Origin of the sequence: Luteimonas sp. RC10 (genome assembly GCF_014192745.1) — a bacterium.
GTDB lineage: Bacteria > Pseudomonadota > Gammaproteobacteria > Xanthomonadales > Xanthomonadaceae > Luteimonas.
Genome location: NZ_JACHYJ010000005.1, coordinates 235,320 through 257,854, shown reverse-complemented (window position 1 = coordinate 257,854; position 22,535 = coordinate 235,320). Strand labels below are relative to the sequence as shown.

Genomic DNA, 22,535 nt, shown 5'->3' with positions numbered 1-22,535 from the left:
GACCGCTCCGGGCGACGGGGACCGAGCCAGCCTACTCCGCTCGGCGCACGTCCGGGCGTGCGGGTTCAGGCGATGCCCAGGCCCGGAATCGCGGTGATGGCATCGGGGTCGAAGCCGCCGAGTTCAGCGAAGTGGCGGCCGCGCGCGGTGTAGTCGCGATAGGCGCCGAAGCTCGGCGCGCCGGGCGAGAGCAGCAGCACGCCCTCGCCGCCGAGCGCCGCGCGCGCCTGCATCACCGCCGCGGCCAGGTCGCCCGCCTGCGCCAGTGCGAAACCGCGCGCACGCGCGACCGGCGCCAGCAGGGCGTGGATCCGCGGGCCATTGGCGCCCATGGTCACGATCGCGTGCGGCGCATGCGCTTGCATCGCATCGGCGAAGGCCTGCCAATCCAGGCCGCGGTCGTGGCCGCCGACCAGCAGCGCGACCCGGCGGCCGGAAAACACGTCGAGCGCCGCCAGCGTGGCGTGCGGGGTGGTGCTGATCGAGTCGTTGACCCAGGTCACGCCGTCGCGGGTGCCCAGCGCCTGCAGCCGGTGCGGCAGCGGCACGAATCCGGCGGCCGCGGCGGCCAGCGGCGCGGCGTCGATGCCGAGCGCCTCGATCGCGGTCAGCACCGCACACAGGTTGCCGCGGTTGTGGCGCCCGGGCAGCGGCAGGCCGGCGGTGTCGAGCACACTGGCATCACCGCGATACAGCACGTCACCGCGCAGGTGCCAGCCATCGGCGCGCCCGAACCAGCGCACCTCACTGCCTGGCAGCGTCAGCGCGGCCAGACGCGGATCGGCGGCGTTGAGCACCGCGACCCGCGGCCGGGCCCGGGTCACCAGCGCGAGCTTGTCCTCGACATAGCGCTGCTCGCTGCCGTGCCAGTCCAGGTGCTCGGGAAAAATATTGGTCACCACCGCCACATCCGGCCGCACGCCGCTCGCAGCGACGTCGCCGGTCTGGTAGCTCGACAGCTCGATCGCCCAGGCATCGGCCTGCGCCCCCTGCAGTTCCAGCAACGGCAGGCCGATGTTGCCGGCAAGCGCCGTGCGCCGGCCTGCGCTGCGCAGCAGATGGGCGAGCAGCGCGGTCGTGGTGCTCTTGCCCTTGGTGCCGGTGACGCAGACCGTGCCGACCGCGATCTCACCGGGTGCGGCGCGCTGCACGAACCACAGCGCGGTGCCGCCGATGAAACGCGTGCCCTGCGCCGCCGCGGCCACGGCCTCGGGCCGGTACGGGCTGATGCCCGGCGACTTGATCACCACGGCAAAGTGCGCCAGTCGTTCGGCGCTCGCCTCGGTCTCGACCGACAATGCCGGATCACCCAGTCGGCGCACTTCGTCGGCCTCGGCGGGCGTGCAGAACACCGTCAGCGGCAGCGCCGCGGTCCACGCCCGGCGCTCGCCGGACGACGGCGCCGACATCTCGGCTCCCGCCTCCCGCGCGGCGCGCAGCGCGGCATACGCGGCCCGTCCTTCGCGCCCCCAGCCCCACAGCGCGATGCGGCCGCCTTGGGCGGCGAGCGCGTCAAGCTGCGAGATGCGCACGCAGGCGTTCCCACAAGGCGGGGGGGACGCGATGCTCCTCGTCGACCACCAGCAGCGGCGCGATGTCCAGCTCGCCGGCGTCGAGCCGCGGCGCGATCTCGCGCGCGAAGCGGGCGACCACCGCGTCCTCGCGCCACTCCGGACGCTGCGCCAGCGCCGCCATCGCCGCACGCGACTCGCGGCCCTCGCCGACACACTCGAACGGCTTGTGGTCGCGGTACTCGAGCAGCGCGTCGAAGCCGGGCACCTGGGCCGGGTCATCGAGCAGATTGCGGCCGAAGATCGACACCAGCCTGGGCTTGGGCATGAACGGGGCCAGCGCGAGGAACACGAAATGGCACTTCGGGCAGATGCCGCACCAGCGGTTGACCGGCCGCTCGCCGAGCAGGTGGAAGTTGCGGTTGCAGCTGGAGAAGTGCGCGTCGTAGCGGTCGGTCCTGGCGAACTGGCGCGCGACCGCCAGTTCCGACAGCGGCCGCAGCAGCGAGTAGTAGCGCAGGTCGGCGGCGACGTGGCGCTGCACGTGCTCACCGAACGCGCGCTCGAACGCCCAGCCCTTCGACCACTGGTGGTTGACCTCGTTGGTCGTGCTGCCATCGGCGGCCTGGATCAGGCTGCCGTAGCTGGCCGAGCGTTCGTTGGAGAACACCACCTGGTCGACACCGTGCAGCACCGCGGCCAGCACCAGGATCGCCGAATTGATCGCGGTGACCGGGATGTGGCCGTTGAGGGCGCCCTGGCGGTTGTACTCGAACAACTGCGGCGCCAGTTGGCGGCCGATGTTGAGCGTCGGCAGACCGGTGCGCTCGGCGCAGACCCGGATCAGCTGCGAGCCGCCGATCCACGCCACGGTCTGCGCGACGTCCAGCGCGCGCAGCGCCTCGATCGATACCAGCGAATCCTTGCCGCCGCCGATCGCGACCAGCGCATGGGCGCGCAGGTCCAGCGCCGGTGCGGAAGCCTCGTCCGTGGCGGCGTCGGCCGGGAAGCGGATCTTGCCGTGCAGGTCGAGCCCGTTGCGGTAGGCGAATTCGCCCAGCCCATGCACGTACGCGTCCTCGAGCAGGGCCGCGGTGGCGGCATCGATCGTATAACCGTCGATACGGATCTGCGGCGGCACGGCGGCCTTGTAGTAGCTCACGCCGGCGAGCAGGTGCAGCAGGCGCAGCGCGCGGGTCGCGGCCTGTGCGCGCGCGCCCTCGAGCGCGAACGGAGCGCCGGGCACGGTCACAGTCTCGACCAGCTCCGGGCCATCGTCGAAGGCATAGCGCAAGCGCGCCACGCCGGTCGCGGCGTCGAGGTCGCAGTCGACGAAACGGAAACTGCGGATGGCGGATCTATCGAACGTGGTCATCGACTGGAAGGTTCCGGGCCACTGCGGCGCAGCAGGCGCCGGGCAGCGAAGTATTCGAAAAAGAGGGCCGGCACGCCGCCGAACACAGCGCCGATACCGGCGGCGATCACGGCGATTTCGACATCGACATCGCGGTACATCACGGTCCGCGTGGCCAGCAGCAACAGCGGATACAGCACGAACGCGAGCAGCACGGTGAAGAACGCAGTCCAGAACGCGCCCGCCCGACCGTTGCCGAGCGTGATCGGCAACCAGCGCCAGCGCGGGACCCACGCAGCAGCCAACCCCGCAGCCGCAGCGGCGAACACTGCAAACGTGGCAAACCCTGCCACACCGAACTTGTCGACACCGAACATCCACAACACGCTGCCCGCGAGCAGGCAGGCGATCAACGCCGAGACCAGCACATACTCCAGGACCGGGGGCATGCCCGGTCGCGGCCCAGCGACGTGCCGCCCGCCATCATCGACAGCGGGGCACCGGCCGTCATGCGTCACCGTCCGCCTCCAGCACCGTTTCGAGCGGCAGGCCGCGCAGGTTGTAGTCGTTGGCCATGACGAAGCCGTAGGCGCCGGCGTCGGCGAGCAGCACGGTGTCGCCCTCGGCGGTCGCCGCAGGCAGCAGGCGTCGGGTGCCGAAGACGTCGCTCGATTCACAGATCGGGCCGACGACATCGCAGACGACCTGGCGCTCGTCGTCGAGCCGGGACAGGTTGTGGATGCCGTGCCAGGCGTCGTACATCGCCGGCCGCATCAGGCTGTGCATGCCCGCATCGAGCCCGACGCGACGCGTGCCGAGCTTGTCGACGACCTGGGTCACCGTCGCCAGCAACACGCCGGACTCGGCAACCAGGAAGCGACCGGGCTCGATCGCCAGGCGATAGCGTGGGTACTCGGCCTTGATGCTGGCCAGGCCCGCCCCCCAGGCCGCGAGGTCGAACGGGGCGTCGTCGGGGCGGTAGGGAATCGGCAAGCCGCCACCGATATCGAGGGTGTCGACCGTGCCCACCGCATCGGCGAACGCCGCCAACTCGGCGTAGACCTCGCGCCAGTGGGCAACGGTCTCGATGCCGCTGCCCAGATGGGCGTGCAGCCCGGTGATGCGCACGTCGAGATCGGTGGCCGCGTGCACGAAGGCATCGAAGGCCGGCAGCGCCAGCCCGAACTTCGAGGCCGCGCCGCCGGTGACGACCTTTGCGTGGTGGCCATCACCGCGGCCCAGATCCAGCCGCAGCCACAGATCGCGACCGCGGAACACCTCCGGCCAGCGCTGCAGCGCCTCGACGTTGTCCAAGGTCACCGTGACACCGAGCGCGAAGGCGGCGGCGTACTCGTCGCGCGGCGCGAAGCTCGGCGTGAACAGCACGCGCGCCGGGTCGAGCCCCGGCAACGTCGCGAACACATGCTCGAGCTCACCGCGCGACACGCATTCCAGGCCGAACCCGGCCTCGACCAGCGTGCGCAGCACCGCCGGATGTGAGTTGGCCTTGATCGCATAGAACCGCCGGTCCACAGCGGCGACGCCCGCCAGCGCCTGCGCCCGTTCGCGCACCGTCGGCAGGTGGTAGACGTAGCGCGGCTCCCCGGGCGTCGCCAGCGCGAGCAGACGCGCGCGTGCGTGCTGCCACCACGGCGTCGGGCGTTCGCGGCGGCCGTGCGCGATCTCGCGCCAGCTCGGGCCGAACACCGCGCTGTCGTGCACCGGCATCGCGCCGCTGCCGATCAGTTCGGCATGCAGCACCGGCAGCAGGCCATCGGCATCGGCCTCATCGATGACGAAGGTCAGGTTGAGGTCGTTGGACGACTGCGAGATCAGGTGCACGCGCTCGCGCCCCATCGTCGCCCAGACATCGGAGAGCTTGTGCAGCAGCGAGCGCATGCCGCGCCCGACCAGGGTGATCGCCGCGCACGGCGCGATGACCTTGACCCGGCAGACCTCGGCCAGATCGTCGCTCAGCCGCGCCAGCACATCGGTGCTGACCAGGTTCTCGCTCGGATCGAGCGACACGGTGACGTTGGTTTCCGACGAGCCGATCAGGTCGACCGACAGGCCGTGACGCTTGAAGCGCTCGAACACGTCGGCCAGGAAGCCGACCTGCTGCCACATGCCGATGCCTTCCATCGACACCAGCACGATGCCATTGCGCCGGCTGATCGCCTTGACCCCCGGCACCGGCTCGGCGCTGCCGTCGATCGCAGTGCCCGGCAAGTCCGGACGCTCGGTGTCGAGGATCGCCATCGGCACGCCGCCGTCGCGGCAGGGCTTGATCGAGCGCGGGTGCAGCACCTTGGCGCCGGTGGTCGCGATCTCCTGCGCCTCGGCGTAGTCGAGGCGCGCGAGCAGGCGCGCATCGGGCACGTCGCGCGGGTTGGCGCTGAACATGCCCGGCACGTCGGTCCAGATTTCCACGCGGCGCGCGCCCAGCAATGCACCGAAGTACGCCGCCGAGGTATCCGAGCCGCCGCGGCCCAGGATCGCGGTGCCGCCATCGCCGTGCCGCGCGATGAACCCCTGGGTCAGCAGCATCCGCGTCGGCTGCGCGGCGAACCGCCCGCGCCAGTCGCCGTCGGGCTCGCGCCGGCAGTTCACCGACAGCCGCGAGGCCCAGCCGCTCTGGTTGGGCAGCGCCACCGCGTCGAGCCAGTCGCGCGCATCGCACCAGCCGAAGTCCAGCCCCTGCGCGGCCAGATACGCCGCGCCGATGGTCGAGGACAGCAGTTCGCCCTGCCCCAGCACCTCGGCCTGCCAGTCCAGCGGCCGCTCGGACGCACGCGCATCGCGCACCAGGGCCTGGAGCGCGGCGAGGCGGACGCCGAGCACGGCGTCGGCATCGAGCCCGAGCTCGGCGACGAATGCGCGGTGGCGCTCGACCAGCGCATCGACAGTCCCGTCGGCCGCGTTGCCATCGGCGATCGCGGTCAGTTCGTTGGTCACTCCCGACAGCGCCGACACCACGACCAGCACGCGTGCGTCGTGCTCCTGCGCCCGGCGTTTCGCCAGCCGGCCGATGGTGTCCCAGCGGTGGCGGCGCGACACCGAAGTGCCGCCGAACTTGAGCACGATCCAGCGATCGTCGAAAGGTGAAGACATCGGAGGTGGGGTCTCGGACGAAGGGAGAAGACAGCACCGCGCGGACGCTGCGGTGGACGCGTCGCCGACGCAAGGCCATGCGCGGCGGAACGCCGATTCTAGGCGCCGGCGCAGGCGGAGGGAATCGAACCGCCCGATTTCGGGCGCGGGTTGGGTAAGCTGTCGCGCCGCACGACGCCCCCTGCGCATGACTTCCCGACGTTTCGTCCAGGTGGACGTGTTTGCCGACCGGCCCGGTGCCGGCAATCCGCTGGCGGTGGTGCTCGATGCCGAGGGGCTGACCGACGATGCGATGCAGGCCATCGCCCGCTGGACCCGGCTGCCCGAGACCACGTTCGTCTTCCCCCCCTCGAGCGAGGCGGCCAGCTACCGCATCCGCATGTTCTCGCCCCGCCGCGAAGTGCCGTTCGCCGGGCACCCGAGCGTCGGCACCGCGCACGTCGTGCTCGACGCCGGCCTGGCGCATCCGTGCGACGGCGTGCTGGCGCAGGAGGGCATCGCCGGATGCCTGCCGCTGGCGGTGGTCGGCGAGGGCGCGGCCCGGACGATCGCTGTGCGCACGCCGCGCGCACGCATCGTCGAAGTCGCGAGCAGCGAGGACCCGCGGCTGCGTACCGCCTTGGCGTCGCTGCCGCCGGGCGCGCTACCGCCGGCGCTGATGGACGGCGGGCGACGCTGGTGGCTGGCCGAGGTTGCCGACGAGGCGTCGCTGCGCGCGGCGACCCCGCAGTGGGATGCGATCGCCGCCTTGGCCGAGGCCACCGGCAGCATGGGTGTGTGCGCCTTCGCGCGCAGCGCAGGCGGCAGCGATTACGACCTGGCGGTGCGCGCGTTCGTCGGCGCCACCGCGTGCTTCGAGGACGCCGCCTCGGGCGCGGCCAACGCGACGCTGGCCGCCTGGCTCGCGGCGCGCGACGCACTGCCCGGACAAGACGGTGGCTACCGTGTCAGCCAGGGCCGGGAAGTCGGCCACGACGCGATGCTCGAACTGCGTGTCGACGCCGATGGCGAGGTCTGGTCGGGCGGCCGGGTCCAGAGCGTGGTGCGCGGCATGATCGACTGGCGCTGAGCCGAGCATCCGCCTGCTGGCATCCACGCCGACAGGCCCCTGCCGCACCGCGCTGCGGCACGGCAGGAGGCAGGTGCATCAGCCCTCGAGTTCGGCCTCCAGCGACAGCGGCACCGCCGACAGCGCCTTGGAGACCGGACAATTTTGCTTGGCGTCGTCGGCGATCTCGCGGAACTGCGCCGCGTCGATGCCCGGCACCTTGGCGCGCGTCTTCAAGCGGATCGCGCTCAGTTGCGGGCCGCCATCCATCGACAGGTCGACATCGGCGCGGGTGTCGATCGACTCGGGCGCGAACCCGGCCTCGGTGAGCTTGGCCGACAGCGCCATCGTGAAGCAGCCGGCATGCGCGGCGGCAATGAGCTCTTCGGGATTGGTGCCCTTTTCCTCGCCGAATCGGCTGTTGAACCCGTAGCGCACGGCGTCCAGCAGGCCGCTCTGCGGCGTCGACAAAGCGCCCTTGCCGGACTTCAGATCACCGCTCCAGCGGGCGGTGGCGTGGCGGGAAATACCCATGACGCGTTCTCCATCGGGACAGGAGCCGGCGAGGGTATCGGCGCAGACGTGACGCGGGCGTTCTTGGGGCGACGCGCTGCCGTCCCAGGTGGCCATGGGTGCGCCAACGGGTCGCGTTTGCGCACGCGGACAGCCGCCAGACAGGCGCAACCGCGATCGGCGGCGCCGCGGGCGGCCTAAAACCGCTGTTTTTTTGCGTTTTCCTATTGGCGGGTGCGCAGGGATGCCCTACATTTCGCTTGCCGGCTCGCTCGGCCAGGAATCATCCAATCCATATTTGACGAGGGAACCACAGACCCATGGCAACGAAGAAGGCCACCACCAAGAAAGTGCCGGCCAAGAAGGCGGCTGCGCCGAAGAAGACCGCCGCCAAGTCCGCAGCACCCAAGCCGATCAAGGAAGCGCTGAGCAAGTCGGGTCTGGTCGCGCACATTGCCGAGGCCACCGGCCTGGCCGCGAAGGAAGTCCGCGCAGTGTTCTCCGCGCTCGAAGGCGCCGTGCACGGCTCGATCAGCAAGAAGGGCGCCGGCTCGTTCACCCTGCCGGGCCTGCTGAAGATCACCTCGGTCAGCGTGCCGGCCAAGCCCAAGCGCAAGGGCATCAACCCCTTCACCAAGGAAGAGCAGTGGTTCGCCGCCAAGCCCGCCTCGGTCAAGGTCAAGGTGCGTCCGCTCAAGAAGCTCAAGGACGCCGCTGCCTGATCCCAGGCGGACGATGCGTTGCCCCGATCGGGACGGCCTTGGCCGTCCCGATCGCGTTTCCGGACCGCGCGATTCCCTTGCCGCCCAACCACCGGCACCGCGCATGCGCCCTGTCGCGCAACGTGCACACGATGCGAACGGTCGGCATCGCAAGCTCGCCGGCCCGCGCCTGAGCGCCCATCACGTCGGATTGCCGCCATGAGTTTCCAGGGGTTCCTCAACCATCTCCTCACCTCCCAGAGCGGCGGCAAGCCGGGCAGCAGCCTGCTCAATGCGGACTTCGGCAAGGGCGCAGTCGCCGGGGGCGCGCTGGGCCTGTTGCTGGGCAAGCATCGCAAGACCCGCAAGCTCGCCAGCTACGGCGGCCTGGCCGCGATCGGCATGATGGCCTACCGCGCCTATGGCGATTATCAGAAACAGCAGGCGGACGCGGCCGTACCGGCGCCGCAGACCGTCGACCGGTTGCCCGCACCGCAGGCCGATCTGCACAGCCAGGCGATCCTCAAGGCCCTGGTCGGCGCCGCCAAGGCGGACGGCCATCTCGACGCACGCGAGCGCGAGGTGATCGAGGCCGAGTTCCGGCGCATCGACACCGCTGCCGACATCCAGCCCTGGCTGCACGCCGAACTGGAAAAGCCGCTGGATCCGGCCGAGATCGCACGTGCCGCGACTTCGCCGGAGATCGCCTCGGAGATGTACTTGGCCAGCGTGCTGGTGGCCGACGAGACGAGCTTCATGGAACGCAGCTATCTCGACGAGCTTGCGCGTCAGTTGGGCATCGCGCCCGAGCTCAAGGCGAACCTCGAGAAGGAAGTCCGCGCTGCCGCCGGACGTTGACGCACAGCACGCCGACCCCACCTTCGCAGCGACGCGGTTACCGTCGCTGCCATGACGCCGCCTGCCTCCGCCCGCCCCCGCGACTACACGCCGCAGTTGCGCCGCACCTTGCGTGCGGTGCTGGTGTTGGCGGTACTGGCCGCCGCCGGCCACTGGGCCTGGCATCAACCCTTCATGGCGCAGCCGCGTGCCGTCGCCCGGATCGCCACCGCGCCGGCGCCTGAGGCCCTGCCGATGCCGGTCGACGGCGTTACCGCCGGCCGCGTTGCCGACACCTTCGGTGCGCCACGCGGGCGCGATCGACAGCACGAGGGCGTGGACATCTTCGCGCCGCGCGGCACGCCGGTGCGCAGCACCACCGAGGGCCTGGTCGTGGGCATCCGCGACGCTGGCCTCGGGGGACGCCAGGTCTGGGTGGCCGGCCCGGGACGCCAACGGCACTACTACGCGCACCTGGACGATTTCGCCGAGCTGCTGTCGGTCGGCGACGTGGTCCGTCCGGGCGACATGCTGGGCACGGTCGGCGACACCGGCAATGCGCGCGGCACGCCGCCGCATCTGCACTACGGCATCTACGCGGCCGACGGCGCGTTCGACCCGCTGCCCCTGTTGCGCGCCGCCGCGGCGTCCGACAACGCGCCCGCCGCGCGTTGAAGCGCCAACGACGGCGTGCGCTGCCGCAGCGCACCGCCGCGGTCCGGCACTGCGCCGCACTTCCGGGTTACCCTGCGCGCGGCGCTGGCATGCATCATCGGAGTTGGAGATGGACAAGCGTTTCTGGATCTGCGGGTTGACGCTCTCGGCCAGCGCGCTGCTGCTGGGTTTCCTGGTCCATGGCGTGCTGCTGCGCACCGACTACCTGGCGCTCGCCCATCTGTTCCGCCCACGCGAGGATGCCAACGCCAATGTCGGCTGGATCCTGCTGGCGTATCTGTCGCTTGGCCTTGCGATGACCTGGCTCTACCGCTGGCTGCCGCCGCCGGTGCGCAGCAAGCGCTGGCATGGCGCCCGCTTCGGGCTGGCGCTGGCAATGGTGTCGTTCGTGCCCTGGCATCTGCTCGCCCATGCCGGCCAGCCGTTCCCGCTGAGTCTGACGCTGCGCCAGGTCGTGCTCGATGTGATCGCGATGCAGTTGCTCGGCCTGCTGCTGGCGTGGCTGCAACCGCATCGCCGCGTGCTCGCGCCCGCGCCCGACGAGCGCGGCCACCGCTAACCCGGCATTCACCCCCGACACGTAGGGTTCGCAGGACTGCACCAGGAGACCGTCGCATGCGCGCCCTCGCCCGCCCCTTTGTCTTGTCGCTGCTGCTCGTGCTGACCGCCTGTACCTCGCTGGGCGTGGTCCAGGCCTGGCTCGGCGACCAGGTCGCGTTCACCGCGCCGCAGTTGCAGCGCCAGCTCGACACGCGCTTTCCCAGGACCTTCGAGCGCGTCGGCGGGCTGGTCTCGGTGACGCTGCAGAACCCGCGGTTGACGATCCCGCAAGGCGAGCAGCGGCTGCGACTGGATTTCGATCTGGGCGTGGGCGGCGCCGTCGCCGACGACCGTCTGGGCCACCTGGCGCTGGTCAGTGGCCTGCGCTACGACGCCGCCACGCGCGGCCTGCATCTGGAGGATCCGCAGTTGCTGCAATTCGATCTGCCCGGCACCCATGCGCTGCTCAAGGGCGGCGCGCAGGGCATCGTCAACGGCCTGCTGGCCGAGTACGCGCGCAGCGAGCCGATCTACCGGCTCGACGACGACCTGCTGTCGAAGCTGCCGGCCGGCAAGCGCATCGGTGAGGTCGCAGTCGGCGACGGCCGCGTGGTGGTGCACCTTGCGCGCTGACCGCGCCGCGTTGGCGCTGTGCACCGTACTGGCGCTGGCAGCCTGTGGCGACCGCGATGCCCAGCGCGGCAAGGCCGCGGACGGCAGTGCGGACACCACTGGCCTGCCGCAACCCGTTGCCACCGGCGATCCGGTGACCGGCATGCCGGGCGCGCCCGGCCCCGGCGATGTGCCACTGGGCGGCCGGGCCCCGGCGCCCGAGGTGGCCGATCTGGCCGCCGTTCCACTCGAGGACAATCCCGAGACCGGCCTGTTGCCGGCAGCGACGGACGCCACCGCGGACATCGCGCCGCCGAGCCCGGAGGCGGCGGTGGCGGCGATCCGCAGCTACTACACCGCGATCAACGCGCTCGATTACGCCAGCGCCTATGCCCTGTGGTCGGATGGCGGCCGGGCGAGCGGGCAGACGCCCGAGCAGTTCGCCGCCGGCTTTGCGCAGACATCCACGGTCATGGTCGACATCGGCGCGCCCGGGCCCATCGATGCGGCCGCCGGTTCGCGCTACATCGAGGTACCGGTGTCGCTGCGCGCCCAGCAGGCGGACGGTTCGATCCGCCGCTACGAGGGCCGTTACGTCCTGCGCGCTGCGGTGGTCGATGGGGCCAGCCAGGCGCAGCGCGCCTGGCACATCGCGTCTGCGGACCTGCGCGAGGTGGCCGCGCCCTGATCGCCGGGCGCGGACGGCTGTGCGCTGACCTCAGCGCTTGGGCTGGAGCATGGTGCCGGTGCAGTTCGCCGCGCCGCAGCGGCAGCCCCACAGCTTCTTGAGCGCGGGCGTGTGCCGCTCGGCCAGGGTGATGCCGTAGTTGTAGGTCAGCTCCTCGCCCTGGGCGATATCGCGCAGCGCCTCGATGAAGACCTTGTCCTTGTGGCGCCGGTCCTTGGCGTCTTCCTCGACCACCGCCTCGCAGTTCGGATCGCAGGAATGGTTGATCCAGCGCGCGACGTTGCCCTCGATGTTGGCGTCGATGACGTACTCGTCGTTGAGCGTGAACAGGAAGGTATGGCCGTCCTCTTCCTGGTCGCCGTACTCGGCATCGACGTCCGCGTGGCTGCGCAGAAAGCCCTTGTAGCGGATGATGCGCTCGCCCTTGGCGATCGCTTCGGTGGCGAACACGCCATTGCCGTGGATCGCCGAACGGCGGGCCTCGATCTTCCTGGTCTTCTTCTTGGGCATCGTGCGCTCTGGGGCGATGAGGACAAGCGCCGCATTGTCGCGGACCCGCTCGTCCACCGCCACTGGCGCGTGGCACTGAACGCCGGCACGCGCGGACGTTGTGATCGCACGACCAAAAAAGTACAATTTTGGTCCGCATTCCGCAGTCAGCTTTTCCCACAATGCTCCGGGTCACCAAGCTCACCGATTACGCCACCGTCGTTCTGACCGTGCTCGCCGCCCGGCCGGACACGGTGATGAGCGCGACCGAGCTCGCCGAGCGCGCAGGTCTGGAGACGCCGACGGTCAGCAAGCTGCTCAAGCCGCTGGCCCAGGCCGGGCTGGTCGAGGGCTTCCGCGGCGCCAACGGCGGCTACCGCCTGGCACGCGCGCCGTCGGCGATCAACCTGGTGCAGATCGTCGAGGCGATGGAAGGCCCGCTGGCGATGACCGAATGCAGCCTGCACGACAGCCAGTGCGGGATTTCCGACCAGTGCGGCGTACAGGGCAACTGGCGCCGCATCAACGAGGTTGTCGCCGAGGCCCTGCGCGGCGTGACGCTGGCGCAGATGCTCGACGACGCCCCGCGCGCCCCTTCCTTTCCCACCCCTGCCGGGGCGAAGCGCATCGACGCCCGCCTCGCGCACCCATAGACAGTAGGCAGCCGCCCCCATGGCCACCGACATCATCGAAGCCCCCGAGACCAACCGGGAGATCCACGCGCAGCTCGGCCGTCGCTACGACGCCGGCTTCGTCACCGATATCGAATCCGACAGCTTCCCGCCCGGTCTGGACGAGGACGTCGTGCGCGCCCTGTCGCACAAGAAGGGCGAGCCTGCGTGGATGACCGACTGGCGCGTCGCCGCCTATCGCCACTGGCTGACGATGCCGGTGCCGCACTGGGCCAAGCTGCAGATCGCGCCGATCGACCTGCAGGCGGTCAGCTACTACTCCGCGCCCAAGGGGCCGAAGTACAAATCGCTCGACGAGGTGCCCAAGGAGCTGATCGACACCTACGACAAGCTCGGCGTGCCGCTGCACGAGCGCGCCAAGCTCGCCGGCGTCGCGGTCGATGCGGTGTTCGACTCGGTCTCGGTCGGCACCACGTTCCGCAAGGAGCTGGCCGAGAAGGGCGTGATCTTCTGCTCGATGTCCGAAGCCATCCAGGAACACCCCGAGCTGGTGCGCCAGTACCTGGGCAGCGTGGTGCCGGTCGGCGACAACTACTTCGCCGCGCTCAATTCGGCGGTGTTCTCCGACGGCAGCTTCGTGTTCATCCCCAAGGGCGTGCGCTGCCCGATGGAACTGAGCACCTATTTCCGCATCAACGCCGGCCACACCGGCCAGTTCGAGCGCACGCTGATCATCTGCGAGGACAAGGCCTACGTCTCGTATCTGGAAGGCTGCACCGCGCCGATGCGCGACGAGAACCAGCTGCACGCCGCGGTGGTGGAGCTGGTCGCGCTCGAGGATGCGGAGATCAAGTACTCGACGGTGCAGAACTGGTATCCGGGCGACGAGAACGGCGTAGGCGGTATCTACAACTTCGTGACCAAGCGCGCCGAGTGCCGCGGGGCACGCAGCAAGGTGACCTGGACCCAGGTCGAGACCGGCTCGGCGATCACCTGGAAGTACCCGTCCTGCGTGCTGCTGGGCGACGATTCCTCGGGCGAGTTCCACTCCGTGGCGCTGACCCATCATCGCCAGCAGGCCGACACCGGCACCAAGATGATCCACGTCGGCAAGCGCACCAAGAGCAAGATCGTCAGCAAGGGCATCAGTGCCGGCCGCGGTCAGAACACCTACCGCGGCCTGGTCAAGGTCGGCAGCGGCGCCGATGGGGCGCGCAACTACACCCAGTGCGACTCGCTGCTGATCGGCAAGGACTGCGGCGCGCATACGTTCCCGTACATCGAGGTCCGCCACCCCGGCGCGACCGTCGAGCACGAGGCGACGACGTCCAAGATCAGCGACGACCAGCTGTTCTACTGCCGCGCGCGCGGCATCTCCGAGGAAGACGCGGTCAGCCTGATCGTCGACGGCTTCTGCAAGCAGGTCTTCCGCGAGCTGCCGATGGAATTCGCGGTCGAGGCCAAGAAGCTGCTGGAAGTCTCGCTGGAAGGCTCGGTCGGCTGACGCCACACGCCCCTTCCCGGGCGACGGACCGGAGGATTCGGGCCTCGAGCCTGCCCCAGCCTCTCGCCCCGCTTTTTCCAAAATCCCCATCCCCAATGCCCAATCCCATGCTCAACATCGACAACCTCCACGCCCGCATCGGCGAACGCGACATCCTCAAGGGCCTCTCGCTCGACGTGAAGCCGGGCCAGGTGCACGCCATCATGGGCCCCAACGGCGCGGGCAAGTCCACGCTGGGCAACATCCTCTCCGGTCGCGACGGCTACGACGTCACCGCCGGCACGGTCACGTTCGAAGGCCAGGACCTGCTGGCGCTCGAGCCCGAAGAGCGCGCTGCCGCCGGCGTGTTCCTGGCGTTCCAGTACCCGGTCGAGATCCCGGGCGTGAACAACACCTACTTCCTGCGCAGCGCACTCAACGCGCAGCGCAAGGCGCGCGGCCAGGAGGAGCTCGACTCGATGCAGTTCCTGCGCCTGGTGCGCGAGAAGCTCGCGGTGCTGCATCTCGACGACCGCCTGCTGCATCGCGGCGTCAACGAAGGCTTCTCGGGCGGCGAGAAGAAGCGCAACGAGATCTTCCAGTTGGCCGTGCTCGAGCCGAAGCTGGCGATTCTCGATGAGACCGATTCGGGTCTGGACATCGACGCGCTCAAGAACGTGGCCGACGGCGTCAACGCGCTGCGCTCGCCCGACCGCGCGTTCATCGTGATCACCCACTACCAGCGCCTGCTCGACTACATCCGACCCGACGTGGTGCACGTGCTGGCCGACGGCCGCATCGTGCAGAGCGGCGGTCCGGAGCTCGCGCTGCAGCTCGAGGAAAAGGGCTATGCGTGGGTCAAGGACCGCGTTGCCCCCGAGGCGGCGGCGTGATGAGCCCCCTGCTCGAATCCCTCGCCGCAGGCTTCGACGGCGACGCCGCGCGCCGCCCTGCACTCGACGCTGCGCTGGCGGCGGGCCTGCCCGGCCCGCGCAGCGAGTCGTGGAAGTACACCTCGCTGCGCGCGCTCGAGCGCCGCGTTTTCGCCGCGCCCGGCGATGCCGCGATCGACCCGGCGCTGCTCGCCGGCATCCCGGCCCCGCGCCTGGTGTTCGTCAACGGCCGCCCCGCCCCCGCACTGTCGGATCCGGGCACCGGCATCGCCGGCTTGTCGATCGGCTTCACCGAGGCCGCTGCGCTGCCGGCGATCGAGGACCGGCCCGATGCGGTGTTCGCCCGGCTCAACGCCGCGCTCGCTACCGACGGGGTCGTGATCACCGTCAACGCCGCGACCGAGGTCGCCACCCCGTTGCACCTGGTGTTCGTCGGCGCACCGGCCGATACCGACCAGGCCTGGCACCTGCGCCACCACATCGCGCTCGGCGCCGACGCGCGGCTGACCGTGGTCGAGCACCATCTCGATGCGGGCACCCATCGCCATCTCGACAACAGCGTGTGCTCGCTGCGCCTGGCCGATCGCGCGCACCTGCGCCATCTGCGGCTGCAGCGCCGCGACGCCGGCGCGACCGCGTTCCTGCGCACCGACGCCGAGCTGCAGGCCGGCGCCATCTACGACCGTGTCGATGTCGAGGCCGGCGCGGCCCTGTCGCGCCACGAGCTCGACGTGCGCCTGGTCGGTGCGGATGCGCGCCTGACCGCCAACGGCGTGCTGCTGGCCGGCGGCCGCGGCCACCTGGATACGCGCCTGGGCATCCGCCACATCGCCCGCGACACCGCCTGCCAGCTGCTGTGGCGCGGGATCGGCGATGGCCGCGGCCGGGTGGTCTTCCACGGCGGCATCACCATCGACGCCGGCGCCGACGGCACCGATGCGCGGCTGTCGAACAAGAATCTGCTGCTGTCGGCGACCGCCGAGATCGATACCCAGCCGGTGCTGGTGATCCATGCCGACGAGGTCCAGGCCGCGCACGGCGCCACGGTCGGCCAGCTCGATCCCGGCGCGCTGTTCTACCTGCGCTCGCGCGGCCTGCCCGCCGGCGATGCGCAGCGCCTGCTCACCGCCGCCTTCGTGCGCGAACCGCTGGCCGCGATCGCCGACGAGACGCTGCGCACGCTGGCCGAAACCGCCCTGGACGACGCGCTCGCCGCGCTCGTGCGCGCATGAGCGCCCTGCCGCCGCTCGATCCACCGTTCGACGGCCCCAGCGTGCCGGCCGACGGCCACGGCGAGATCGACTGGGCGTCGGTGCGCGTCGACTTCCCGCTGCTGCTGCGCGAGGTTCACGGCAAGCCGCTGATCTACTTCGACAACGCCAACACCGGCCAGAAGCCCGCCTGCGTGATCGAGGCGGTCGACGGCCACTACCGCCGCCACAACGCCAATGTCAGCCGGGCCGTGCACCAGCTCGGCACCGAGGCGACCGAGGCCTACGAAGGCACGCGGCGCAAGCTGGCGCGGTTCCTCAATGTGCGCGCCGACGAACTGGTGCTGTGCAGCGGCACCACGTTCGCGATCAACCTGGTGGCCTACTCGTGGGCGCTGCCGCGGCTGAAGGCCGGCGACACGATCCTGGTCTCGCGCATGGAGCACCACGCCAACATCGTGCCCTGGCAGATCGTCGCCGAGCGCACCGGTGCGACGGTGCGAGTGGCGGAGATCCTCGAGGACGGCACACTCGATCTCGAGGCGCTGCGCCGCGCGATGACCGCGGACGTGAAGCTGCTCGCGGTCACCCACGTCTCCAACGTGCTGGGCACCGTCAACCCGGTACGCGAAATCTGCCGCGAGGCGCGCCGGCACGGCATCGTGACGGTCGTCGACGGCTCCCAGGCGGTGCCGCACCGCCGGGTCGACATCGCCGCGATCGGCTGCGACTTCTACGCCTTCACCGGCCACAAGATGTGCGGGCCGACCGGCACCGGCGCGCTGTGGGCCCGCCGCGAGCATCTCGAGGCGATGCCGCCGTTCCTGGGCGGCGGCGAGATGATCAAGGAGGTCGCCTTCGGCGGCACGGTCTACAACGACCCGCCGCAGCGCTTCGAAGCCGGCACCCCGAACATCGCCGGCTTCGCCGGCCTGGGCGCGGCGGTCGACTACCTCGAACGCCTCGGCATGGACCACATCGAGCAGCGCGAAGCGGCGCTGCTCGCGCACCTGACCGAAGCGCTGGGCACGATCGAAGGCCTGCGCATTCTCGGCGCAGCGCCGGACAAGGCCGCGGTGGTGTCGTTTCTGGTCGAAGGCGCGCATGCGCACGACCTGGCGACGCTGCTCGACCTGGAGGGCGTGGCCGTGCGCTCGGGCCAGCACTGCGCGCATCCGCTGCTGCAGTTCTACGGGGTCGCGGCCACCTGCCGCGCCTCGCCGGCGTTCTACAACACCCACGACGAGATCGACGCCTTCGTCGCCGCGCTGCGCAAGGTCCGCCGACTGCTGGGCTGACGTGCCGCGGCGCGTCGCGGCGTCCCGGTCGGCGCCGCGCGCGCCGCCGGCCATAATGGTGATCTTCCCGTCCGCCAGCCTCGCCACGATGCCCGCTTTTCCCACCTTCCGCCTTGCCACTGTCGACGACGTGCCCGCGCTGGTCGCACTGGTGACGTCCGCCTATCGCGGCGACACCAGCCGTGTGGGCTGGACCACCGAAGCCGACCTCCTCGACGGCGCCCGGATCGATCCGGACGTGCTGCGCGCCGACATCGTGCGTCCCGACAGCCGCGTGGTCGTGGTCGACGGCATGGACGGTGCACCGCTGGCCTGTGCGCATGTCGCGATCGAGGACGGCCACGGCTACTTCGGCATGTTCGCCGTCGCCCCGCAGTTGCAGGGCCGGGGCACCGGGGACGCGGTGCTGGCCGAATGCGAGCGCATCGTCCGCGACGACTGGCGCCTGCCCGGCATGCGCATGACCGTCATCGATGTGCGCGAGGCGCTGATCGCATGGTACGAGCGCCGCGGCTATCGCCGCACCGGACGCCACAAGCCATTTCCCTATGGCGACGTCCGGTTCGGCATCCCGTTGCGCGCCGATCTGCGCTTCGAAGTGCTGGAAAAGATGTTCGCGGCCACCTCTTTCGGAGCCGCACGATGAGCGAGACCTGGACCTTCGTCTGCGCAACCGCCGAGCTGCTGCCCGGCGAGATGCGCACCACCTTCGACGAGGTGACTGGGGTGCCGATCGTGGTGTTCAACCTCGACGGCGACCTGTACGCGCTGGAGGACCAGTGCAGCCACGAGGACTTCGCGCTGTCGGGTGGCGGCGACTTCGATCCGGGCGAAGCGACGATCGAATGCGTGCTGCACGGCGCGAAGTTCGATGTGCGCGACGGTCGCGCCCTGTGCGCGCCGGCCTACGAACCGGTCGCGAAGTTCCCGACCAAGATCGAGCACGGCGGGGTCTGGACGCGCGACGACCGGGATTGACCGTCCAGCGATCGCCGCGCTGACGCACTGCGATGGAGGCCTCCGGCTGGTGCGCGCCCGCTGCATGTCACATATGCGAATGAATTGCGTTAAGACTTGTTTATGAAAATCATTCTCATATAATCGCTCGTCAGCTTTCTTGCTCGAGCGTGCCCGGTTCGTGACGACGCGGCCTCCATCGCAGTGGACGATATCGGTCTGGGCCAGTCTGGCCCTGGCGGCCTTACTGGCGCTGGCTGTCGTCCTCGGCGTCGCACCCCGCAGCCTGCCGGCGGTCGCCGGCCCCGGTGATGCGGTCGCGCTGCCCGATCTTCCGGCCACGCAGGACGCGCCGCCTGAGGCCAAGTTCCGTCGCCCACTGCCGCTGTCGGCTCGTGTCGCGCCGCGCGATGCCGCGCCCGGCCTGCCGCCGCGCCCCGCGATGGCCTCGACGCTGCTGCTGCCGCCCGCCGACGCCACGCAGGCGCTCGGGCAGCCGTCTTTCCCCGACGCGGTCGACGCGCCGCATGCGCTGCGTCCAGATCTGACGCTGCCGCCGGGACAGGCGCCTCCGCGCGCCTGACGCAACGCGCGCCGGCGATCCCGGACCGCGCTGCTCCCCTCGCCGTCTGTTGTGCCTCCGTCTTGCGACGCCGCCGTCCGGTGGCGCGCCACGCCGCGTGTGCGGCCGTTTTCCGATCTTTCGACAAGGACCTTCCATGATCCGTTCGACCGCCCCGCGCCGCCGTGCGCTGGCCGCGAGCCTGCTCGCCCTGCTGTCCGCACCCGCGCTGGCCGACACCGCCCTGCCCCAGGACGACGCCCGCAACTTCGACACCATCGTTGTCACCGCCGCCGGCTTCGAGCAGAAGATCACCGACGCCCCGGCCAGCATCAGCGTGATCACGCAGGAAGACCTGACCCATCGCCCCTACATGACCCTGCTCGACGCGGTGCGCGATATCGAAGGCATCGACATCGGCGAGACGCGCGACAAGACCGGCCAGGGCACGATCTCGATGCGCGGCATGGGCGCGGACTACACGCTGATCCTGATCAACGGTCGGCGCCAGAACAACCACGGCGACATCTATCCCAACAACTTCGTCGGCAACCAGTTCAATCACATTCCGCCGCTGGATGCGATCGAGCGCATCGAAGTGATCCGCGGCCCGATGTCCACGCTCTATGGCGCCGACGCGATGGGCGGGGTGATCAACATCATCACCAAGCGCGAGCTCGACAGCTGGGCCGGCTCGGTCACGCTGGGCCGCACGTTCGAGACCGACGACCAGTTCGGCGACGACACCACCGCCGACCTCTTCGTCACCGGGCCGCTGGTGCCGGGCAAGCTCAACCTGAGCGCGCGCGCCAGCTGGTACGACCGCGAGGCCTCCAATCCTGTGTACGCGCCGGTCACCGACCCCAATGGCGAGGTCCACACCCGCGCGCTGGGCTTCGGCGGCGGCGGCAAGACCGTGGACAACACCAACAAGGCGGCCGGCATCACCTTGAGCTGGACACCGACCGACGCGCAGACCGTGACCCTCGACATCGATGCCTCGCGCCAGGAGTACGACAACAGCACCCGACTCAACGACAACGGGGTCGAGGAATATCCGGTCGGCACCGTCGACGACTACGGCGCGATGCTGCGCATCGGCAACAACGGCCGCATCGAACCGCGCGCCGGCTATCGGCCCAGCCAGGAATTCACCCGCGACACCTGGTCGATCGCGCACGAGGGACGCTGGTCGTTCGGCAACAGCCTGGTGTCGCTGGGCTATGTCGAGACCCGCAACGAGGGCCGCACCCTGCCCTACACCGTGGCCGAGCGCCAAAGCCTGCAGTCGCTATGGAACGCGGCCTGCGGCAACCTGGGCGGGACGGTCAATGCCGCCGGCTACTGCCCCAACTCGGCTGGCGGCACCGGCTACAGCGCGACCGCCTGGAACAACCTGTCGGAGGCGCAGAAGCTCGCGGTCATGGAGGCCCATCTCGCGCCGGACCAGTACGCGCAGTTGCTGGCCTACCTGCCGCGCCCCGATCGCACGCTCGAGAGCAACCAGTACACGCTCGACGCCAAGCTGGACCTGCCCTTCGACTGGAATGGCGCGCACGTCGCCGTGGTCGGCGCCCAGGTCATCCGCGGCGAGCTGATCGATGGCGTGTTCGGCATGGAGCGCGGCGTTGCCGGCGCCAAGCAGAAGCACGACATGTATTCGCTGTTCGCCGAGGACACCTGGACCATCGCCGAGCCGGTGTCGGTCACCGCCGGCCTGCGCTACGACGATCACAAGGTGTTCGGCAATCACGTCAGCCCGCGTCTGTATGGCGTGTGGACGCTGAGCGAGCAGTGGACGGTCAAGGGCGGCGTGAGCACCGGCTTCAAGACGCCCAAGACCACCCAGCTCTATGACGGCATCACCGGCTTCGGCGCCCAGGGCGTCTCGCCGATGTTCGGCAATCCCGACCTGCAGCCCGAAACCAGCACCAGCACCGAACTGGCGGCCTACTGGCAGCACCCCGACGGCCACAGCTTCAACGCGACGATCTTCCACAACAAGTTCGACGACAAGATCGGGTCGGAGAACTGCGGCCCGACGCTGACGATCGCCTGCAGCGGCACCGGTGACTATGCCGATCTGGGCTATTCGAACTCGACCAAGACGGTCAACATCGACGAGGTCGTGGTCCAGGGCGCCGAACTCGCCGGCCGCTGGCGGATCAGCGATGCCTTCGGCTTCCGCGCCAACTACACCTTCACCGACAGCGAGCAGAAGAGCGGCAGCAACGCCGGCCGGCCCTTGGGCAACAGCGCCCGACATATGGCCAACGCCACGCTGGACTGGCGCGCGACCGAGGCCTTCACGGTGTTCCTGACCGCCGAGGCCCGCTCCAAGCGCTACCGCGGCTTCGACACGGTGCTCGAGCAGGAGTTGTACTGGAAGGACTACGAGGTGCTCCACCTCGGCGCCTCGTACCGCGTCAACGAGACGGTCACCATCAACGGTCGAATCAACAACCTGCTCGATCGCGACTTCACGTCCTATCAGTACAGCTTCGTCGAGGACAGCGGCAGCTACACGCTGTCGGCCCAGGACGACTACAACAACAAGGACAAGGCGCGCAGCATCTGGCTGAGCGTGAACGTCAGCTTCTGATCCCTGGCCTCGGGTCCGGCCCGGCAGGCGCGCACGCGTCGTCCGGGCCTGCGTCCAGCCGGTCGCGCAGGCAGACCGCGAGCAAGGCGCCCTCGCCCTCGATCGACACCCGGCCGGATGCAGACGCATCGCTCAACACGGCGGTATCGCCCGCCACCAGCGCCGCCTGCGCCGCGCCGCTGCCGCATCGCGCGTGCCCGGCCAGCAGATGGACGATCCAGGTCGTCGCCGGGTCGGCGCGCCACGCCAGGGCGCCGGCCAGCGGCAGGTGCCAAAGCCGGGCCCGGTGCAGGTCGCGCCGCCACATCAGGTTGAACACCTCGACGCCGCCTGCCGGCACGCAGGCGGCCACGTCGCGTTCGCCGGCGAAGCGATGCCGGGCATACCGCGACGCCAGCGCGATGCGGCGGTCCGCGACCTGCAGATCCAGCCGGCCGCCGCGCAGCAGCATCAGTTCGCGGTCGACACCGGGGAACGCCGAGAACGGCGCATCGCGGTCGATCCGCGCGATCGAGATCCGCCAGGGCCAAGGGGCCGCGGCGGCGTCGACCGAAAGCGCGGCCGCGGGTGCAGGCGCGCAGAACAATTCGCGCGTCCAGCCCTGGCCATTGCGCCAGCGCACCGAACGCGCGGTGGCGGCAGGAATGATGCGGACGGTTGCAGGGTCGGGCATCGTCAGAGTCTAAGGCCTGATCGAGAACACGCCCCGATCAAGAAGACCCCGGATCGAGCACACCCCAGCCGATAAGCGGGGCCGTGGCGCGCCAGCTGCCGGATGGTGGCTCCGAGATGGGGCCCGTGCAATCGGCCGGGCCCCA

General features: G+C 70.2%; 23 protein-coding genes. 16 read left to right on the top strand and 7 right to left on the bottom strand.

What is annotated here, in order from left to right:
* Nucleotides 1–65 precede the first annotated feature (65 nt).
* The 4 genes from murD to FHW73_RS10965 all read right to left on the bottom strand — a co-directional run bounded on the left by murD (nucleotide 66) and on the right by FHW73_RS10965 (nucleotide 5,976).
* Entirely contained in the window at nucleotides 66–1,532 is a 1,467-nt protein-coding gene (gene murD / locus FHW73_RS10975; protein WP_345776176.1) for a UDP-N-acetylmuramoyl-L-alanine--D-glutamate ligase, read from the bottom strand.
* On the bottom strand, nucleotides 1,513–2,886 hold the full coding sequence (murL, locus tag FHW73_RS17475; RefSeq protein WP_255492924.1) for a UDP-N-acetyl-alpha-D-muramoyl-L-alanyl-L-glutamate epimerase: 1,374 nt from the start codon (nucleotides 2,884–2,886) through the stop codon (nucleotides 1,513–1,515). The genes murD and murL overlap by 20 nt, the downstream gene beginning before the upstream one ends.
* A complete protein-coding gene (locus FHW73_RS10970) occupies nucleotides 2,883–3,278 on the bottom strand; it encodes a hypothetical protein (protein WP_221187518.1) in 396 nt (131 codons plus the stop codon). The genes murL and FHW73_RS10970 overlap by 4 nt, the downstream gene beginning before the upstream one ends.
* 94 nt (nucleotides 3,279–3,372) lie before the next feature.
* A complete protein-coding gene (locus tag FHW73_RS10965; RefSeq protein ID WP_183426750.1) occupies nucleotides 3,373–5,976 on the bottom strand; it encodes a bifunctional aspartate kinase/diaminopimelate decarboxylase in 2,604 nt (867 codons plus the stop codon).
* A gap of 187 nt (nucleotides 5,977–6,163) precedes the next feature.
* Here FHW73_RS10965 and FHW73_RS10960 point away from each other — a divergent pair, with 187 nt between their 5' ends.
* On the top strand, nucleotides 6,164–7,045 hold the full coding sequence (locus FHW73_RS10960) for a PhzF family phenazine biosynthesis protein (protein ID WP_183426749.1): 882 nt from the start codon (nucleotides 6,164–6,166) through the stop codon (nucleotides 7,043–7,045).
* Between the two features lie 78 nt (nucleotides 7,046–7,123).
* Here the strand turns inward: FHW73_RS10960 and FHW73_RS10955 are convergent, their stop codons facing one another.
* Nucleotides 7,124–7,558: an OsmC family protein gene (locus FHW73_RS10955; protein WP_183426748.1), complete on the bottom strand. Its 435-nt coding sequence runs from the start codon at nucleotides 7,556–7,558 to the stop codon at nucleotides 7,124–7,126.
* Nucleotides 7,559–7,857: 299 nt separating this feature from the next.
* On the opposite strand from FHW73_RS10955, the gene FHW73_RS10950 reads away from it, so the two are divergent.
* The 6 genes from FHW73_RS10950 to FHW73_RS10925 all read left to right on the top strand — a co-directional run bounded on the left by FHW73_RS10950 (nucleotide 7,858) and on the right by FHW73_RS10925 (nucleotide 11,590).
* A complete protein-coding gene (locus FHW73_RS10950; RefSeq protein WP_183426747.1) occupies nucleotides 7,858–8,259 on the top strand; it encodes an HU family DNA-binding protein in 402 nt (133 codons plus the stop codon).
* A gap of 198 nt (nucleotides 8,260–8,457) precedes the next feature.
* Nucleotides 8,458–9,096, top strand: coding sequence for a tellurite resistance TerB family protein (locus tag FHW73_RS10945; RefSeq protein ID WP_183426746.1), 639 nt, complete (start codon nucleotides 8,458–8,460; stop codon nucleotides 9,094–9,096).
* A 51-nt stretch (nucleotides 9,097–9,147) separates the two neighbouring features.
* Nucleotides 9,148–9,750, top strand: coding sequence for a M23 family metallopeptidase (locus FHW73_RS10940; RefSeq protein ID WP_183426745.1), 603 nt, complete (start codon nucleotides 9,148–9,150; stop codon nucleotides 9,748–9,750).
* Nucleotides 9,751–9,859: 109 nt separating this feature from the next.
* The gene (locus FHW73_RS10935; RefSeq protein WP_183426744.1) at nucleotides 9,860–10,309 is read left to right on the top strand and encodes a hypothetical protein; all 450 of its coding nucleotides are present in this window, start codon (nucleotides 9,860–9,862) and stop codon (nucleotides 10,307–10,309) included.
* A gap of 56 nt (nucleotides 10,310–10,365) precedes the next feature.
* Entirely contained in the window at nucleotides 10,366–10,923 is a 558-nt protein-coding gene (locus FHW73_RS10930) for a DUF1439 domain-containing protein (RefSeq protein ID WP_183426743.1), read from the top strand.
* Nucleotides 10,913–11,590: a hypothetical protein gene (locus FHW73_RS10925; protein ID WP_183426742.1), complete on the top strand. Its 678-nt coding sequence runs from the start codon at nucleotides 10,913–10,915 to the stop codon at nucleotides 11,588–11,590. The genes FHW73_RS10930 and FHW73_RS10925 overlap by 11 nt, the downstream gene beginning before the upstream one ends.
* A 30-nt stretch (nucleotides 11,591–11,620) precedes the next feature.
* On the opposite strand, the gene FHW73_RS10920 is transcribed toward FHW73_RS10925, so the two are convergent.
* Entirely contained in the window at nucleotides 11,621–12,100 is a 480-nt protein-coding gene (locus tag FHW73_RS10920) for an SET domain-containing protein-lysine N-methyltransferase (RefSeq protein WP_183426741.1), read from the bottom strand.
* Nucleotides 12,101–12,261: 161 nt separating this feature from the next.
* Here FHW73_RS10920 and FHW73_RS10915 point away from each other — a divergent pair, with 161 nt between their 5' ends.
* From FHW73_RS10915 to FHW73_RS10875, 9 genes are all read left to right on the top strand, one after another.
* The gene (locus tag FHW73_RS10915) at nucleotides 12,262–12,732 is read left to right on the top strand and encodes an SUF system Fe-S cluster assembly regulator (RefSeq protein WP_183426740.1); all 471 of its coding nucleotides are present in this window, start codon (nucleotides 12,262–12,264) and stop codon (nucleotides 12,730–12,732) included.
* A gap of 19 nt (nucleotides 12,733–12,751) precedes the next feature.
* On the top strand, nucleotides 12,752–14,215 hold the full coding sequence (gene sufB / locus FHW73_RS10910; RefSeq protein ID WP_183426739.1) for a Fe-S cluster assembly protein SufB: 1,464 nt from the start codon (nucleotides 12,752–12,754) through the stop codon (nucleotides 14,213–14,215).
* 107 nt (nucleotides 14,216–14,322) lie between these two features.
* Entirely contained in the window at nucleotides 14,323–15,087 is a 765-nt protein-coding gene (sufC, locus tag FHW73_RS10905; protein ID WP_183426813.1) for a Fe-S cluster assembly ATPase SufC, read from the top strand.
* Nucleotides 15,087–16,319 (top strand): Fe-S cluster assembly protein SufD, encoded by a 1,233-nt coding sequence (gene sufD / locus FHW73_RS10900; RefSeq protein ID WP_183426738.1) that lies wholly within the window; start codon nucleotides 15,087–15,089, stop codon nucleotides 16,317–16,319. The genes sufC and sufD overlap by 1 nt, the downstream gene beginning before the upstream one ends.
* Nucleotides 16,316–17,596, top strand: coding sequence for a cysteine desulfurase (locus FHW73_RS10895; protein ID WP_183426737.1), 1,281 nt, complete (start codon nucleotides 16,316–16,318; stop codon nucleotides 17,594–17,596). Before sufD ends, FHW73_RS10895 begins: the two co-directional genes overlap by 4 nt.
* An 88-nt stretch (nucleotides 17,597–17,684) precedes the next feature.
* On the top strand, nucleotides 17,685–18,242 hold the full coding sequence (locus FHW73_RS10890; protein WP_183426736.1) for a GNAT family N-acetyltransferase: 558 nt from the start codon (nucleotides 17,685–17,687) through the stop codon (nucleotides 18,240–18,242).
* The gene (locus FHW73_RS10885) at nucleotides 18,239–18,574 is read left to right on the top strand and encodes a non-heme iron oxygenase ferredoxin subunit (protein ID WP_183426735.1); all 336 of its coding nucleotides are present in this window, start codon (nucleotides 18,239–18,241) and stop codon (nucleotides 18,572–18,574) included. Before FHW73_RS10890 ends, FHW73_RS10885 begins: the two co-directional genes overlap by 4 nt.
* Before the next feature lie 160 nt (nucleotides 18,575–18,734).
* Nucleotides 18,735–19,136: a hypothetical protein gene (locus FHW73_RS10880; protein ID WP_183426734.1), complete on the top strand. Its 402-nt coding sequence runs from the start codon at nucleotides 18,735–18,737 to the stop codon at nucleotides 19,134–19,136.
* Between the two features lie 136 nt (nucleotides 19,137–19,272).
* Nucleotides 19,273–21,717, top strand: a complete 2,445-nt coding sequence (locus tag FHW73_RS10875; protein ID WP_183426733.1) for a TonB-dependent receptor — start codon at nucleotides 19,273–19,275, stop codon at nucleotides 21,715–21,717.
* On the opposite strand, the gene FHW73_RS10870 is transcribed toward FHW73_RS10875, so the two are convergent.
* Nucleotides 21,707–22,390: a HutD family protein gene (locus tag FHW73_RS10870; protein ID WP_183426732.1), complete on the bottom strand. Its 684-nt coding sequence runs from the start codon at nucleotides 22,388–22,390 to the stop codon at nucleotides 21,707–21,709. The two genes, FHW73_RS10875 and FHW73_RS10870, sit on opposite strands and share 11 nt — an antisense overlap.
* Nucleotides 22,391–22,535 lie beyond the last annotated feature (145 nt).